This window comes from Coprococcus sp. AM97-35, assembly GCF_027697525.1.
Taxonomy (GTDB): Bacteria; Bacillota; Clostridia; order Lachnospirales; family Lachnospiraceae; genus Allocoprococcus; species Allocoprococcus comes.
The window spans coordinates 29,182-45,904 of sequence record NZ_JAQESL010000016.1 but is presented as its reverse complement, the minus strand read 5'-3'; the positions used below and the strand labels follow the sequence as shown (position 1 = coordinate 45,904).

Here is a 16,723-nt window from a genome sequence, read left to right as displayed (position 1 = left end):
AAAATGAGTAAAAGAATTGTTTTTGTGCTTATATGTACAATTTTTTGGATGATGTTTTCTGTTCCGGTCATGGCGGTATCTATAGTGGAACTTCCCGTTATCACCAAATGGGAAAATGGAAACGGTTATGATGAAAAAGGAAATCGTCTGGAAGATACATGGGCGTATGATTCTGTCCATGAAGCCGGAAGATATGTCCTGTTTGGGAAGAATGGAGAAGTGTTAAAAAAATCAGAGGATTGGAAAAAGAAAGAGCAAATAAGTGAAAACTTTACAGTGACAAACCAAAATACGGGAATCTTGGCAATACGTGCGGAAGTATATGAGGAATTTTCAGGAACCGTGAAGGGGAGTGTAAAGGAGAAAAGCGGAATAGAATATTTGTTTGAACTGTGTGAAGCCAATCAGTATAGTACAAACTTAGAACTGGCACCTGGAGATTATCACTTATCTGTAGATGCAGTGGAGAAGGAGCGTCTGTATAGAGTACTATATGACGAAGCGAAATTTAGTATGCAAGAAGCAGAAGTAAAAATTGAAAACCTTCAGGTAACAGGGGAATGTATTGGAATGGCAACAGACACAGAAGATATGCGATCATCTGCAAATGCGCCACAGACAGAAAAAATGGAAACCGATGGAGTTTCAGAAGAGCTGTTAAAGACTATAGGAAAACTTATTATTCCTGTAGTGATTATTTCCCTTGGGGGATATCTGTTTGTGCGGAAGAAAAAGCAACCATATACATAGGAGGCAGAAAATGTCAGAACGAGAAAAAGTAGATACATATACCATACCGCCTAATTTTGCGGAATCAGGAAAATGGTTTTCCGGAAGAGTAAGTGCGGGGAATGTAGTTGAAGCGGCAGTGATGTCGCTTATTTTATTAAAAATTTTGCTGCAAGTACCGGTGGATGGCAGAACCAAAATTTATCTGGGAATTATATTTATTCTTCCAGTTGTCATTTTTGCTGTGATAGGTGTGCAGGGAGAACGATTGACAGCCTATTTGTTTCATATTTTATGTTTTTTAAAAAATAGAAGAGTTCTTACAACACCAAGCGGGAGGTATCAGTTGGAGAGAAAACGGCGGATAGAAAGAAGAGAGCATAAACGCCGTAAGAAAGGAGGAGATAATCATCAGTCAGGAAATAAAGGAACTGGAAGAACGGTTAAAAGAGGCAAAAAAGGAAGAAAAACGTCAGCAAAAAGAAAAGAAAATTTTGGAGTCGGAACAAAAGAAAGCTGAAAGGCGGCAGTTATTGGAAGAGGAAAGGATACGAAAACAGCAGAAGAAAGAAGAACATCAACTGCAAAAGCAGCTTAATCAAGCAGAGTATCCGAGAAAACCAGTAAGAGAAAATACGCAGTCAGAGATACGGAGAAAGAAAAAATCAGAAGAGTTAGAAGAAAAACAGGATTTTCTTCCAGTTACATGGGCATCCTCTTATCTTCCGATTGAGAAAATAAAAGATGGGATTATTTATACAGCAGATCACCGGTATGTGAAAATTGTAGAAGTCCTGCCGATTAACTTTCTGCTCCGTTCTCCAAGCGAACAGAGAAACGTTGTATTTTCTTTTTTGAGTTATTTAAAGATTGCACCAGTCAAGCTGCAGTTTAAAGTTATTTCCAAAAAGGCCGATATTTCGGAATATTTGGAAAAAATACAGCAGGAGATTGAGGCAGAAGAAGACGAACAGTGCAGGGTCCTTCAAGAAGATTATGCACGTCTCATCCGTTCTATAGGTACCAAAGAAGCGATTACAAGACGATTCTTTCTGATTTTTGAGTTTCAGTCTTATGATGGGAACCGTAAACCAAAAGAAAAAGAAGTGTACCATTATATGCGGACAACAGTGCAGACTGCAAAAAAATATCTGGCGATATGTGGCAATGTAGTATTAGAACACGAAAACGAGTCCCGCTTTTGTGTAGAATTGTTTTATCAGTTGCTGAATAGAAGGACAAGTGTAACCGTTCCTTTTTCAGAACGGATAAAATTGGTTACCCAGTGGTATCAGGAGGAGAATGGAAAAGAGAGTCTTCCCCATATTCCGGTAACCGAATTATTTGCCCCAAAGACATTGAATTTTAAGCACAGGAACTGTGTGGTATTTGATGGGGTATATCATACCTATTTGTATATTCCTTCTGGAAAATACCGGATGCGAGTTCCGGCAGGCTGGATTTCTCTGATTATCAATGCGGGCGAAGGAATTGATGTTGATGTGTTTTTCTTTAAGCAGGATAAAGGAAAAAGTGTGGAGCGTATTGGACGAAGGATACGTCTGAATCGCTCAAGATTAAAAGAAACTTATGACACCAATAGCGATTTTGATGATCTGTCAGAGTCTATACGTGCCGGTTTTTACCTAAAAAAAGGGCTAAGTGGAAATGAAGAACTATATTACATGTCTATGCTGATTACCATTACCGGTTATACAGAAAAGGAAGTGGAGTGGCGTGCGAGGGAAATGGCAAAACTGTTAAATTCACAGGATATCGGAACTGCAAAATGTACATTCTCTGAAGAAAAGGCATTTTTATCGTCCCTTCCACTTTTGAATCTGGACAAAAACTTATACCAGAAATCAAAACGAAATGTTCTGACTTCCGGTGTTGCAGCGTGTTATCCTTTTGTAAGTTATGAAATGTCAGATCGGGACGGGATATTAATGGGAGTGAATAAAGCCAACAATTCCCTTGTAATCGTTGATATTTTTAACAGTGAAATTTACAAAAATGCGAATATTGCGATTCTGGGAACCAGTGGTGCCGGAAAAACATTTTGCCTGCAGCTTATGGCTTTGAGAATGCGTAGGAAAAATATTCAGGTATTTATTATTGCACCGGAAAAAGGACATGAACTAGCAAGGGCATGTAAAAATATAGGTGGGGCATATTTGAAGATTGCCCCAGGTTCCCAATATGGAATCAATATCATGGAGATACGGCCAAGTGATCAAAGTGCAAGGGTAATTTTAGACGGACAGGCTTCAGAGCGTTCAGAACTTGCTATGAAGATTCAGAGCCTGCATATTTTCTTTACTATTTTAATTCCGGATATTACCCATGAAGAGCGTCAGCTCTTGGATGAGGCGTTTATCATTACATATCAGAAGAAAGGGATTACTCATGATAATGCAAGCTTGTGGAATCAGGAACAACCAGGAAAGTATAAAGAAATGCCAATTTTGGGAGATCTTTATCAGGTGCTTTTGGAAAAAGAAGAAACCAGACGTATGGCAAATATTTTAAACCGGCTGGTAAATGGTTCTTCTTCGAACTTTAATCATCAGACAAATATAGATTCTGATAACAAATATATGATACTGGATATTTCAGAAATGCAGAGCGACTTGGGACTTGCTACCTTTACGGCCTTGGATTTTGTATGGTCAAAAGCAAAAGAAGACCGTACAAAAGAAAAGGCTATTTTTATTGATGAATGTTGGGCACTTTTATCAACAAACGAATTGACGGCAAATTATATTCTTGAAATTTTTAAGACGATACGTGGGTATGGAGGCGCTGCGGTATGTGCCAGTCAGGATTTGGAAGACTTTTTCTCTTTAAAAGGCGGAAAGTATGGAAAAGGTGTCTTAAACAACACAAAGACAAAGATTATTCTGAATCTGGAGCATAAGGAGGCAGAAGTCGTAAAAAAGGAATTGGATTTGTCTGAAGCAGAGATGCTTGCTATTACCCGATTTGAGAGAGGAAATGCACTGATTTCCACTAATAATAACAACTTGTTAGTAGAATTTAAGGCAAGCCGGTTAGAAAAAGATTTGATTACAACAGACCGGAAAGACTTAAAGGAACTTAAGGAACGGTTGGAGAAGTACGGGGAAACAGCCTATGAGAAAGGGGGAATGTCCAAATGATTGTAGAGGTATCGTAACCATAAAATGCGTATAGATTACGCAATCAGAAATTCAGGTTGATAGAATACGTAATTTATACGCAATCCTAAAATGGAAAGGAGAAAAATTTTGGAACATGTAACAAATCAAAAACAGGTAGAACGTCAGATACTGGAACTTGTTAAAACTTATAATGTCTTATATAAAAGGCAGATTTATGCTTTTTTTGCAGTAGATGGAAAAGAGAAATTTGTAGGAAAAGCACTGCACACGTTATTGAAAGAACATTTGATTTATATAAACGAAGTCACAAAAACGGTATCCCAACATGAAGATGCCTATCAGTTGCGGGAAAAAGGCACATTAAAAGCATTCTGGGTTCTTCTTTCTTTGATGGAACAGAAAAAAATCGAACGACATTTCTTGGCAGAAAAGGAAGAGTATCCAATTCGTATTATATTTGTGGGGAATGCGGAAATTTACGATATTCTTTATATATCGGAACCTGAGATCCAACTGGTAAATCAGTTGTTTTCCAGACAGAAACTGGACGGGTGTGGACATGTTGTTATTGTGGAAAATCCGGAGGAAATCCCACAGATAGAAATCCCAAATGTGATAGGTTTTTGTACGGTGCAGGAAGAAGAAGGAGGGGTGGAATATTATAGGAGGGAATAGCGAAAAAGAAGGAATACAAAGACTAAAAGAACAATTGGACGAGGGACAGAAAACGGCAGGATATGTGGAATCCATGCTTGCAGAAGCACGCAATCTATTACAGGCGTATGCCAGGAAGTGCGTCAATATTCATTTTGAGAACTTGAATGATATGGTGCTGGAAGCCGCAAAGAGCTCTGAAATCCTGACAGAAAAGATGCGGAATCTTGTTCTCCAGATGACACTTGATAAGAGAAAATATGAGCAATACCAATCGGATCTGGTATTGATACATGGGATTGAGATTGCGTATGAAGAGAATATTCTAAGTATTTCCCTTCCAGCACTGATACCGCACCGGAAAACAGAGTATACAAATTACATTTATAAACCGTTGTATACAGCTTTTCAACACTGGTGTATCGAACGGGCGGAACAGAATAAAGAGATACCGGAATACAGAGCATGTACCGTCTGCTTTTCTCATATTTATGATTGTAAACGCCCGATATATAGGGTACGAGATCATGACAATATTGAAGAGAAGCATGTGTTAGATGTGATATCTAATTTCTTCCTGACATCGGATAGTGGATGTTATACAAATGTGTATCACGAAACACGGTTGGAAGATGTGGAACGCACAATGATTTATCTGTTGACACCGGAAAAATTTCCGTTGTGGCTTTACGAAAAACAGCAAAATTTGGTATCGAAAAATTGACAGAGAACACATACTGAAATTTCGATAAGATAATATGACGGGTTTTTCCGTAAATTAAAGCAAAAGGAAGTGGAAAAGGCAGGTGGGAAATACCCAGGTATGAGAAGGATAGGGTACAGAGATGGATAAATGGGAGACATTGGAAAGAAAGGAAAAAAAGGGCGATATACTCCTGAAAATGATTGCAATTTCAGGAGAGATGCCGGCGAATTTGCCGGAGAAAATTGTGGGTTCTAAATCCTATACAGCCAGTCTGATTACCGACTTAAAGAAAAAAGGATATCTTCTTTTACGGTATAGAGAAGGACTGCGTGGATATGTTCTGGGAAAGAAAGGGAAAAATTATCTTTTGCAGGATTATCGTCAAGAGGTTGGAAGTTATCTTATAGGGGCAAGCGAGACAAACCATGTGAAATCAGAACTGGAAAAGCGGTTACGCCTGCACCGCATGAGTCAGATATGGGGGTACTTTTTTATGCATGGGAACCTGATTTTTGCAACAGAGAAGCCTAAGATTTTTACACAGGATTGTTACGGGAAAACATCTTTGGGGACCTATTATGGGAGTCAGGAATTAAAGCAGGGGACGGATCAGGTTAAGGGTTCCAGAGCCTGTGGCCTCTACATGAAAAATGAGGAAGTTTTTGTGGTTTACAACAGTATGGGGAATCTGATGAAATGGTCAAAGAAAATGGAAACAGCTATGCGGTGTTGGGTAGAACGCAATTTGCTCAAGACAGGAATTACATGGCAAGGAAAAGCCATTTTGTTCGGAGACTCCATGAAATTATTGAGAAAGATACTCCTTAGCAGTGGTGGTGTGAAACAGGAGCTGTTCCAGACGGATGATGTGTATGAACAATATTATTTTGTCCCGCAAGACAAGGAGGGGGCTTATCTTCAAATAGAGCTGCTTACAGATAAGGAGAGAAGTCATGCCTTTTCCACTTTTTTAGAGACCATACTAGACGAAGTGGAAAGAAACGAGTTCCCGATTTATGCGGGGCTGAAAAAGGGAATTCCTGTTTATTTTGTATATGAACTGGAACTGAGAAAACTTCAAATGGTCAAACAGGATATGGAAAGACGCGGAAGGGGTATGGCAGTATGCTTTGATTATCAACAGGAACTGCTAAAAGATTATTATGGAGAGGGGGTGGAGATAATGGTACTGGATTGTGAAAAGGTAAAGCAGTATCTGTTGGCTATGGAGGCGTAGGCAGGTATGGTTTCTATGGAAGCACTATAGGAGGTGACGGAGACCATGCAGGATCAATTTCGGACTGGAAGTGTGACTGTGGATAGAATGAGCCGCCTACATATTTCAGGAAATATCATACCGGTTACTTGGTATAAAACCATTCGAAAATCAACAGGAAAGCCCAACTTAAATGCAATCATCATTTTGGCGGATATTGTATATTGGTACCGTCCGACAGAAGTGCGTGATGAAATGACAGGAGAACTTGTAGGATTGAAAAAGAAATTCCATGCAGATCTTTTGCAGCGAAGTTATCAGCAGATTGCAGACCAGTTTGGGATTACGAAAAGAGATGCAACAAATGCGGTAGTAGAACTGGAAAAAATGAAAGTGATCAGACGTGTTTTTCGGACACTTCATGTAAATGGGCAGCAAGTGCCAAATGTATTGTTTTTAGATTTGAACGTGGACATATTGGAAGCCCTTACCTATCCTGATCACGAGCAGGGGTGTCACTTAAATGGGGGATACCCCTCCCTGAAAAAGGAGACAGGTATCACGGATACCGGGGGAATGGAGTCTCCATTTTGGGAGAGAGAGGTATCCTATATCGGTGAGACAAATACAGAGAATACAAACAGAAAATTCAGTACAGAGAGTTCCTCTTTGTTTCAAATCGAAAAGGAAGTCAGGGAACAGATTTCTTATGGGGCTTTAAAACATGATAATCCCTATAATATGCAGATTGATGAATTGGTAGGTATCCTGGTAGATGTGAAAACCTGTTCTGCAAAAACGATTCGGGTAAATCGGGAAGACAAGCCAGCTGAGATTGTAAAAGCACAATTTCAAAAAATCGGAATGGAGCATATACAGTTTGTTTTAAATTGTATGGAGAAAAACACAACAAAAGTTACGAATATGCGGGCTATGTTGATCACTGCTCTCTATAATTCTGTAAATACGATTTCCAGTTACTATAGCAGTCTCTATAACTACCACAGATCATACGGTGTATTAGAAAAAGGAGAGGAGGAATAGAACGAAAGAGAAAAAAGAACAGGGAGACAGATGCAAGAAAATCGGTTTTGGTGTTCTGCTTGCCACATTAACTGTCTATTTTGGAGGTTTTTTAGAAAGGTTGTCTCATTCAGTTGTAGTACTAAACCCGTTTGTATGCATTTGGAGAGGCTTTACAACAGCAACAGGACTTCAAAGTTCCGTAGTAGCATTTTTATGTATGCTGCTTTTGGGTATGCTCATTATCTGGAGAGGAAAGGAAAAGGATATTTCAGAAACAGATGAACGGAACTTTGATTATTCGGTAAAGGGAACCTATGGTACAGCCGGATATATGAAGCCGGAGGAACAAAAAGTAATTTTAAACGCAGACCAGAACTTACAAGACGTTCTGGGGATTATTTTTGGAAAGGATTTAGAAAATGGAGAATACGTAAGCCTTCCGATAGATTCCAGACTGAATAGGAATCTAGCAGTCTGTGGCAGCCAGGGAAGTATGAAATCAAGAGCATTTGCAAGAAATATGGCATTGCAGTGTGTGCGTCGTGGAGAGTCCATGTATCTTACCGATCCAAAATCAGAGTTGTATGAAGATTTAGCAGGATATTTGCGGGAAGAGGGCTATATTGTAAAACAGTTAAATCTGATAGACCTTGTAAACAGTGATGCCTGGGACTGTCTTGCGGAAATTGATGATGGAAGCCTGATAGATGTGTTTGTTGATGTCGTGATCCGGAACACAACTGATAAATTTGACCATTTTTATGATAACGTAGAAATGGATTTGCTGAAAGCGCTGTGCCTGTATGTATATGAAGAATATCCAGTGGGGAAAAAAACATTTCCAGAAGCATATAAACTGCTGCTGAATAAATCGGTAGAAATGCTAGATGCTATCTTTGAACGTCTGCCGACAACACACCCGGCAAGAGGACCATATCAGCTTTTTTCAAAGGCAGAAAAAGTAAAAGGAAATGCGGTATTGGGACTTGGAACCCGTTTGCAGATTATGCAGAATAAACTGGTACAGCAGATAACCAGTCATGCGGATTTTGACCTGACACTTCCGGGAAAACAAAAGTGTGCTTATTTTTGCATTACATCAGATCAGGATTCTACATATGATGTTTTGGCAACACTGTTTACCTCATTTCTTAGCATTAAATTGGTGAGACTGGCAGATCGAATGGAAGATCGAAAACTTCCGGTTCCCATGTGCTTTATCTTAGATGAATTTCCGAACATCGGAGTGATTCCGGATTTTAAAAAGAAATTGGCAACCGCACGAAGCAGGGGAATCGGCATGAGTATTATCTTTCAGAATATCCCCCAGATGATGAACCGATATCCGGAAGGACAATGGGAAGAAATACTTGGCGGTTGTGATATGTCTTTATTTTTAGGGTGCAATGATATGACAACTGCTACTTATTACAGTTCCCGTTCTGGAGAGATTACGGTTTCCGTTGCATCTATGCGGAAAAGCTATTATACTATACGCATGACAGATTATGTGCCGGAATACGCAGAGACTTCTTCCGTAGGAAAAAGAATGCTGCTGCTTCCTGATGAAGTATTACGTTTTCCCATTGATCAGATGCTTTTGATTATCCGTGGACAGAAAGTGCTAAAACTTCGGAAAATGGATTATACGGAACATCCAGATGCAAAACATCTGAAGTTGGAAAAAACAAATGAACATATTCCGAAATGGTATCGGGAAATGGAAGCAGAAAAAAATCAGTTTCAGATATTGGAGCAGGAGAGGGAAGCGGTTGAGCGTTTTGAGAGAAAACAGGCAGAAGAAAGCAGGGAAGAACAGGAAACGGAACCTCTGACATTACAAGGGGAACCGCCGAAAAAGTCTGTAAGGAAAAATGAAAAGCAGACAACTGTATACAAAGTAGAAGATTTGTTTCAAAAAAGTACAGATGGAGATGGAGGTGGAGATTAAGGCTGTATGAATATGGAGAAAAATGCATTGGTAAAATATACTTTTTTAAAATTGCTCTTAAGAGAATTTGGGATCTACGTCAGGGAAACAGAAGTAGAAAAGGCTGACTTGGCAAAACAGTGTGTGGAGATTTATGATACACCGGAAGAATTCTATGAAAAGACAAACTGGGATAAAGACAATCCAGAGCAGAGCAGTTTCCAGTATTTGGAGGAGAATCAAATCTGCCGGAGAATCCAGGGGAAAATCTGGTATTTTTCCCGTATCCGGTGGGAAGAAGGTTTAAAAAAGTTGAAAAATTGAAAAGCGATTGCAAAAATAAGAAATTGCGATAACATTGCAACACAATCGGAATTGACAGGCAAAACGGAATGTTTTATGATGATAGTGTAAATAATCAGGCACAGAAAGCAGCCAAAGGGCTGTTTTTTTGTGCCTTTTTTGATGAAGAAAAGGAGGCTGTATATGGCAGAAACGAAAACAACAATCACAGAAGAAGTAAAAAATGAAATTCCAAGAGCAGTAACACAAAATTCAATCCTGACGATTGAAGTCGATGCTTCGATTGAAAGTACACAGGAAAAAGAAGAGGCAAAATGGCATCAGTTGTTAAATGCCCAGCGAACCCGGAAAATCCTGACTGGTCCGTTAAGTGGTATTGAGAAACTGGAAAGCGGCTGGACAGTAGCAGTCACTTATTTTAATGGTTACCGGATTTTAATCCCTATGTCTGAAATGATGATTAACTTAAAAGGAGACGGAAGGGAAAATGCGGATACATTGAACCGCCAGGTAAGGATTGCTAATAATATGCTTGGGGCAGATATTGATTTTATTATCAAAGATTTAGATGAGGCTTCCAGAAGCGTAGTGGCATCCCGAAAAGATGCGATGCTGCGGAAACGACAGATTTTCTATTTTACAGAAAATGAAGAGGAGCAGCCAATGGTTTATCCTGGAAGGATTGTGGAGGCCAGAGTCATTGCTGTAGCACCAAAGGCAGTCCGTCTGGAAGTGTTTGGTGTAGAGTGCTCTGTGCGTGCAAGAGACATGGCATGGGAATGGATGCCAGATGCAACAGAAAAATTTCAGGTGGGAGATTTAGTGCTGGTCTGCGTTAACAAAATAGAAATGCCGGATGCGGAGAGTATGACAGTAGCCGTAGATGCGAAGGGAGCAACGGAAAATACCAATAAGGACAACTTAAAGAAATGCCACCGCCAGGGAAAATATTCCGGTATCGTGGTTGATGTTTATAAGGGAACGTACTTTATCCGTTTAGATCTTGGAGTAAATGCTATTGCCCATGAGTGCAACATGGCTTCCCTTCCAGGAAAACGAGATAAAATTGGCTTTGTTGTAACACGAATCAATGAAACTTCTGAGGTGGCAGAGGGAATCATTACAAGGCTGATTAAAAAATATTCTTAAAAATAAAAAAAATTTGGAAAACCTATTGAACCGTGAAAGCCAAATTTTTTATAATGCATGATATAGACTAAAGCAGAAAGGGGAAATTCGATGAAGAAAAAGAAAAATAGAAAGCAACTTCCAGAGGTAATCTGCCCATATTGTGGGAAAAAGGCAGTTTTAAGACCAGCTTCCTATCTATATGGAGAAAAGAGAATTTTCACCCCGGAAACAATGTTTTATGTGTGTAGTGGTTATCCGGACTGCAATGCTTATGTTTCAGCGAACCAGAAAAACCACAGACCGCTTGGAATTATGGCGGATGGGGAACTTCGAAACCTTCGGATACAGACACATCGTGCATTAAGAGAAATTTGGACACAGGGATATATGACAAAAAACAGTACATATCATTGGCTGAGTGGAAAACTGGCACTTCCGGAAAAGGAGACACATGTTGCCATGTTTAGTACTTATCGTTGTAGGGAAACCATACGCTTAGCCAATGAATTGTTAGAAGAGAGAAAAGAGATGGAAAAAAAGAAACAAAAAGGAAAGCCGAAAGGAGAAACAAAAGCGCATGATAATGAAAGCCACGGAACACGATATGTATCGGCTTCTGGATTATAAAGAGAAATGTCTGATAAGGGCGGGAAGCTGTTTTGGAATTTCCGGACTTCTGGGATTTTTCCTGCTTTTTAACCATTGCTTTTGGGAGAGTATCTGTGTATTCCTGATTTTAGCAAGTTGGGGATTCTATTTGGTAAAAGAAGCATTGAAAGCAAATGGAAGGATTATGCAGACGAAAGGCTGTTATATGAAATTAGAAGAGGATTGTCTGGTAATTCGTCAGCCATACAAAAATGAGCATTATGAAGTCTGCCGGATTTTTTACAGAGAAATGGAAAAAATCGTAGAGGGAAGCCGCAGGGGGATCCCGGAATTTTATATTGTAATCCGTAAAATGAAAGAGACAGAACAGACGAGTTTTATCCTGCTTGATAAGAAGGAAAGGGAAACACTTGTTTTTCAGGTGCGCTCTTTTGGGTATGACAAAGAAGCGTTCCGGAAATTCTATCTAAAGCTGCGGTGGCTGGTTCCTGGAAAAGTACGGATTATTGGAACAAAAAAACAGACTGTATGGAAACAGAAAGCAAAGAAACATTGGGTCGGGCCGGCATTTGCCGGCTTTCTTTTTTATCTTATACCAAAAGCAGTTCTGTGTCTGCTTTTGTAGTTCCAAAGGTAAGAAAGAGAAATGGAGATGGACATGAAAAAAAGGTGGAGGAAGCAGTGGGAAAGCATGACACAATATATGATCAAAAATTTAGATGGAACAGAAGAAATCCCATTTTTATTTAAAGATAAAATGCTGAAAGCAGGGCTTTTGTCTTTTTTTATTGCTGTAATCGGTACATATATGGGGGTGCAATTTGAGGAAGCGAGTTTTTTGATACTTACCTGGATATTGGCAGTGTTTTCGTTTTATCAGATTTTCAAGTTTCTGAAAATTGGGAAAACAGGAGAATATGAGATTATGGAAGCACAGGTTCTTGCAGTCAAGGGAAAGCATTATCCGGGCAGAATGTATCAGATAGTTGTACAGGATAAAGACGGAAGCCGGATCCGCATTCGGATGCAAAAAGAAAAAAACCTCATGGTTGGAAAAACATACCGGTTCTATTTTGGAAAAGTGGAACGGGTGGAGGGAAAAGCTGCAAAAATAGGGGAACTTATGTATGAGGTTTTTTACGGGGCAGAAGAAATCCCACAGGAAGAACGGTGAAAAAAGTGTGGTTCGAACCCACACTCTTCCTTTCGTGCCGACATGCACGAAATAATAATAAAAAGGAGAGATGACTATGGCAGGAAAAGAAATGAAAGGAACTGTAAAATGGTTTAGTGCAAAGAGAGGATATGGCTTTCTTGTGGATGCAGATGGCATTGATTACTTTGTACATTACAGTGAAATCCAGTTGGAAGGATTTAAAACCTTGAGGAACAATATGGAAGTATCCTTTATGGTTGAAGAAGATGAAAAGGGACGAAGCATTGCAAAGTGTGTTGTTCCAATCTTAGAAGAAACATCGGAAGAAGAATAAACGACTGGAAGGGGGCAGATAAAAATGCTTCTGTCCCCGGTTAAAAAAATTCTGGTAAATATGTGTGGAATTGTGAAAAAAACGTATTTACTACTAAATACATGGATAGAAAGATTGACATATACTATATATTGTGTTAATCTTTAAGTGACTTTATTTTATATGGAAACAGCATATTGCTTTCCATAAGTCAAATTTAGTTCCGGCTATGTTTCCGGAAGAGAACTTTTAACAACCGTTTTAAACGCATAGATAGACAGACACAAAAAGACAATGGCTCTTTTTTGTGTCTTTTTTTGTGCGTGAAAGGAGGAAAACATGCAAAAAAACGGAAAGGAAGGAGAAAAGAATGTGCCAAAGGAAATATGTACAGAAGCTAAGCGAACAGCGAAAAACCAGAAAACTGTTTGAAACGCTCACTTTTTTAGAAAAGCAGATGGAAGATGAGTCTGCCGTTCGGGATGCTGACACGGTACTTGCAGATATTTTAGAGGGCGCCGATTTTGAAATTACCGGAATTGTAACTGACCTTTTAAAAACTTATCAGGGCAGTAAAGACCGTGAGTCAGTGGAAACCTGTTTCGAAGTATTAACAGGGGTAACGATACAAGAGTATCTAAAAAAGTGTATCATCACGATTCTCAGTCAGAAAAAAGGAGAGGTTTCAAATCGAAAAAAGTGCATGCTCTATCAGGGATTGCATTTTTTACCTGTGGGGAAAAGGGTGGAGCAAAAAGGAGAAATTTATCTTTTCCCTAGGAAGATTTCGAACCATGAGAAAGAAATAGACCAATTGCAAGAAGTCAAGGAACAAACAGGCCTTGATATATTTCTTTGTCTGGAAGATTACCGGCTGTACTTCCTACAGGAAAGGAAAGTTTTTGTATATCTGCCAAATGGAAGGAGGCGAACCTATGCAGACAAGTATTCTATGGGAAGGGGGTCTGCCAAGTAAGGAAGAGATGGAGAAAATGAAACAGGAAGGTTATCTGTTTCGTGCTGTAGAAGGTGGATGGAAGATTTGTTTAAAGCTGCATAATACACCTACGGGAACATGGTATGCAGATAACTTCTCAAAATCATTTTTAAAAGAAGTGGAATTGCATCAATATCTGGAAGAGGTTGAAAAACGGGCAACATGGTTTGAGGTTCCAAGTAAAGAATTACGAGTATACGAAGCAGGACAGATACTGGAAAAGCCTGAGAGTAAAGAAGAGCGTATCTGTATGGAAGTATTACGAGATACAAAGAACCATTCCCGTCTTTTATTGAAAACCAATCAGACAGAAGCATACCAACTGGGGAGTTCTGCAATCCCGACTTTAGAAAGCAGAGCCAGAATCAGCGGTGCGGCATTGTCCAGTGTAGAGCCTGCGGTACTTGCGGAAATCCTGAATCAGTGTTTGAAAGTCGCAAAAGGGAAAGCATTGCTCCGTGTTTCAGAAGGAAAGGTTCGGGCAGTGCATTCAGCAGAAAAAAACGGGTATCAGGTATATCCCTTACCGGAGGTTTTTATGCTTGCCAGTGTTTACATACGTGGAGAGTATAAAAAGAGTACCTTTTTAGAAGGGTATGCGGACCAGACTATGGTATCGGCAATCTGGCAGATTGAAGATCATCGGCTGGAAGAAGTGTATGGGGAAATCATGGAAAAGTATGGAAAGCAGGTAAAAGAGAAACTTACAGCTACCATACGCATCACATCTTCCGATGTGGCAGCATCAGGTGCCAATATTTTTTACAGCCTGATGGAGGGACAACGAAAGATTGCATTAGGAACGGATATGCGGATGCGGCACAATAATTCTGTGGAATTTCAACAGTTTACGGAAAATCTGCTTTCAACTTTTGAATGCTATAAAAATGCATTGAAAGGGACGGTGGAAAAACTGTGTGCTATTTCCATTGAGTATCCAGTCAATACCATGATTGGAATTATGACAAAACAAGGGTTTGGGAAAAAGAATGTTGCAGAGATCGTAGACCGCTTTAAAGCAACCTTTGGTGATGCACCCTGCACCGCATACGAAGTGTATTGTGGGATTGGGGAAATTCTTTTCTTGGCACAGAGCAAGGGAATATCCGGCAGAACTATGGTGGAGCTGGAAGAAAAAGTTGCCAAATGCACGAGTATGAAGTGGAGAGAATATGACATTCCCGGAGATCTTGTTTATTAGGGGAAGATCAGAAAAATTAAATTTGGGTTACCGTATATATAGGAGAGAAAAGAATATGGATTATAAAAAAGGAAAGAAAGAACTGGGAATTTATTACGCAAATATGCTGGTTTCCATTGCAGAAGAGATCTCTGCAAAGAACACAGGAAAAGGAAAGACGGGAATACAAGGAATCTTTTCCGCTTTACAAAAGCGTGGGACAGTCCGCAGAAATATGACATATCTGGTCACACACTGGGTTTACAGATTGTCCCTGTTTACACCATGGGAAGAGGAAGAACTTTGGGCAGTAGATATGGCAAGAGAAGCATTCTCCTGTCCTGTGATACTTCCAACATGCAGCAGAAAGAATATTTTCAGAATCCGGAAGATAGAAGGAGAACCAGAAAAACGGCTGGAAGCAATTTTAAGACAGCTAACAGATTCCGATAAAGATCAGTTTATGAAAGCATTTTGGCTGGAACTTGTAACTATGAAGAAAGAGAAACAGCAGGTACTTACAGAATTTTTATTGGAATGGCTGTGGGTAGCATGTGGGAAAGAACAGGCAATGGAAAGAATACGGTATTGGGCATCTTCATACTGTCTTCCATTTGCATAAAAATGAAAAGAAAAGGAGAAAAAGAATATGAGAAATGTACCAGAATGGACGAAAGGAAATGCATTTGCAAAACGTTTTTTTAAGTGGCTTAGGAGAAAGAACAAGCCAGCCCTTTTGACATGGGAGAATGTGTTTACCAAGACTTTCAACAGAGAATTTACCTTTGTGTATATGGGAACAAACCTTGAAAACAGAGCCAGTCATTTATATCAGGGGATGGAATTTGTTGGGATTTTCAACCAAAAGACGTTTGAATTTACAGATGTATCCTACGCCTTGCGTGCTTTGTTAAATATTCCGGAAGGAAAAAATTTCCGGTTCCAGCGTGGATGTATGCGCTGCCTGGAACAGAAGGTTCAGGAATATGCCCAAAAGAAACTGGAGAAAGGAAAAAAGGATATTGTGATCACCGCAGTTGAAAGAGCAGCAGTCGCATGGAAATATCGGGAATTGATTGAAAAGACAGCAGGAGATGTGATTTTTGAAAAAATTTCTGTAACAGACCGATTACTCCCACAACAGGACTTTGCTTTCGATGGAGAAACGTATGTATTTGACAATTGGCTGTACTTTTGCTATTTAAGAAACCGAAAGGCTGTCATCCGCAGGTTTGGAAGATACTGGGCAAAAGAACTGCAGAACAGGGAAGTCATGCGTCAGATTTTTGAAACAGAAGTAAACAACAAAGCAAAGTTTTTGATGAAGAAACAACCGGAGAGGATTGAAAAAATCAGAGCCCTTAGAAAATCGTTGGAGCAGGTGCATCATACCGTAATTGTAGTTGTAAGAGGGAGACAAGGTGTTTTTGAATATTTCCACATCGATGCAGAGGTATTAAAAAACACAACCGGAAAGTACCCACTCAGTCAGGTATCTGGACAAGAAAAGAAACGTCTGAAAGAAAAGTACGGGGCAAATAAGGTATGGGACGTAGAGGAAATCTATCAGGTAGGAGCAAGGGATATCTGGTATTACAATGTCATGGCAGAACAGAAACAGGCTGCTTAA

Annotated in this window: 18 protein-coding genes; all 18 read left to right on the top strand. The window is 39.6% G+C overall.

Annotation, left to right across the window (positions count from 1 at the left end; translation table 11 throughout):
- Positions 1–3: 3 nt before the first annotated feature.
- The 18 genes from PG840_RS11520 to PG840_RS11435 all read left to right on the top strand — a co-directional run bounded on the left by PG840_RS11520 (position 4) and on the right by PG840_RS11435 (position 16,723).
- A complete protein-coding gene (locus PG840_RS11520; RefSeq protein WP_044963395.1) occupies positions 4–750 on the top strand; it encodes a hypothetical protein in 747 nt (248 codons plus the stop codon).
- 10 nt (positions 751–760) lie between these two features.
- Positions 761–1,249: a hypothetical protein gene (locus PG840_RS11515; protein ID WP_021739080.1), complete on the top strand. Its 489-nt coding sequence runs from the start codon at positions 761–763 to the stop codon at positions 1,247–1,249.
- A complete protein-coding gene (locus PG840_RS11510) occupies positions 1,224–3,890 on the top strand; it encodes a TraG/VirB4 family ATPase (protein WP_243272288.1) in 2,667 nt (888 codons plus the stop codon). The genes PG840_RS11515 and PG840_RS11510 overlap by 26 nt, the downstream gene beginning before the upstream one ends.
- 108 nt (positions 3,891–3,998) lie before the next feature.
- On the top strand, positions 3,999–4,547 hold the full coding sequence (locus PG840_RS11505; RefSeq protein WP_118263121.1) for a DUF5697 family protein: 549 nt from the start codon (positions 3,999–4,001) through the stop codon (positions 4,545–4,547).
- Between the two features lie 34 nt (positions 4,548–4,581).
- Entirely contained in the window at positions 4,582–5,250 is a 669-nt protein-coding gene (locus PG840_RS11500) for a DUF6100 family protein (RefSeq protein ID WP_021739083.1), read from the top strand.
- Between the two features lie 121 nt (positions 5,251–5,371).
- Positions 5,372–6,469 carry a hypothetical protein gene (locus PG840_RS11495; RefSeq protein WP_118263120.1) on the top strand — a complete coding sequence of 366 codons (1,098 nt, stop codon included), beginning with the start codon at positions 5,372–5,374 and terminating at the stop codon, positions 6,467–6,469.
- 45 nt (positions 6,470–6,514) lie between these two features.
- Positions 6,515–7,492 (top strand): DUF6017 domain-containing protein, encoded by a 978-nt coding sequence (locus tag PG840_RS11490; protein ID WP_021739085.1) that lies wholly within the window; start codon positions 6,515–6,517, stop codon positions 7,490–7,492.
- Positions 7,493–7,592: 100 nt separating this feature from the next.
- Entirely contained in the window at positions 7,593–9,425 is a 1,833-nt protein-coding gene (locus PG840_RS11485; RefSeq protein ID WP_322090582.1) for a VirD4-like conjugal transfer protein, CD1115 family, read from the top strand.
- 6 nt (positions 9,426–9,431) lie between these two features.
- Complete coding sequence (locus PG840_RS11480; protein WP_118233411.1) at positions 9,432–9,728, top strand: hypothetical protein; 297 nt, start codon at positions 9,432–9,434, stop codon at positions 9,726–9,728.
- Between the two features lie 162 nt (positions 9,729–9,890).
- On the top strand, positions 9,891–10,856 hold the full coding sequence (locus tag PG840_RS11475; RefSeq protein WP_081695237.1) for a S1 RNA-binding domain-containing protein: 966 nt from the start codon (positions 9,891–9,893) through the stop codon (positions 10,854–10,856).
- Between the two features lie 90 nt (positions 10,857–10,946).
- Positions 10,947–11,465, top strand: coding sequence for a zinc-finger-containing protein (locus PG840_RS11470; RefSeq protein WP_118044210.1), 519 nt, complete (start codon positions 10,947–10,949; stop codon positions 11,463–11,465).
- Positions 11,416–12,072: a hypothetical protein gene (locus tag PG840_RS11465; protein WP_044963403.1), complete on the top strand. Its 657-nt coding sequence runs from the start codon at positions 11,416–11,418 to the stop codon at positions 12,070–12,072. Before PG840_RS11470 ends, PG840_RS11465 begins: the two co-directional genes overlap by 50 nt.
- 33 nt (positions 12,073–12,105) lie before the next feature.
- The gene (locus PG840_RS11460) at positions 12,106–12,621 is read left to right on the top strand and encodes a hypothetical protein (RefSeq protein WP_147417775.1); all 516 of its coding nucleotides are present in this window, start codon (positions 12,106–12,108) and stop codon (positions 12,619–12,621) included.
- A 76-nt stretch (positions 12,622–12,697) separates the two neighbouring features.
- A complete protein-coding gene (locus tag PG840_RS11455; protein ID WP_202030933.1) occupies positions 12,698–12,937 on the top strand; it encodes a cold shock domain-containing protein in 240 nt (79 codons plus the stop codon).
- Positions 12,938–13,373: 436 nt separating this feature from the next.
- Positions 13,374–13,892 (top strand): hypothetical protein, encoded by a 519-nt coding sequence (locus PG840_RS11450; protein WP_270613658.1) that lies wholly within the window; start codon positions 13,374–13,376, stop codon positions 13,890–13,892.
- A complete protein-coding gene (locus tag PG840_RS11445) occupies positions 13,852–15,114 on the top strand; it encodes a hypothetical protein (protein ID WP_118263116.1) in 1,263 nt (420 codons plus the stop codon). The genes PG840_RS11450 and PG840_RS11445 overlap by 41 nt, the downstream gene beginning before the upstream one ends.
- Positions 15,115–15,169: 55 nt before the next feature.
- Positions 15,170–15,715: a hypothetical protein gene (locus tag PG840_RS11440; RefSeq protein ID WP_044963409.1), complete on the top strand. Its 546-nt coding sequence runs from the start codon at positions 15,170–15,172 to the stop codon at positions 15,713–15,715.
- Between the two features lie 27 nt (positions 15,716–15,742).
- Positions 15,743–16,723, top strand: a complete 981-nt coding sequence (locus tag PG840_RS11435) for a hypothetical protein (RefSeq protein WP_151165419.1) — start codon at positions 15,743–15,745, stop codon at positions 16,721–16,723.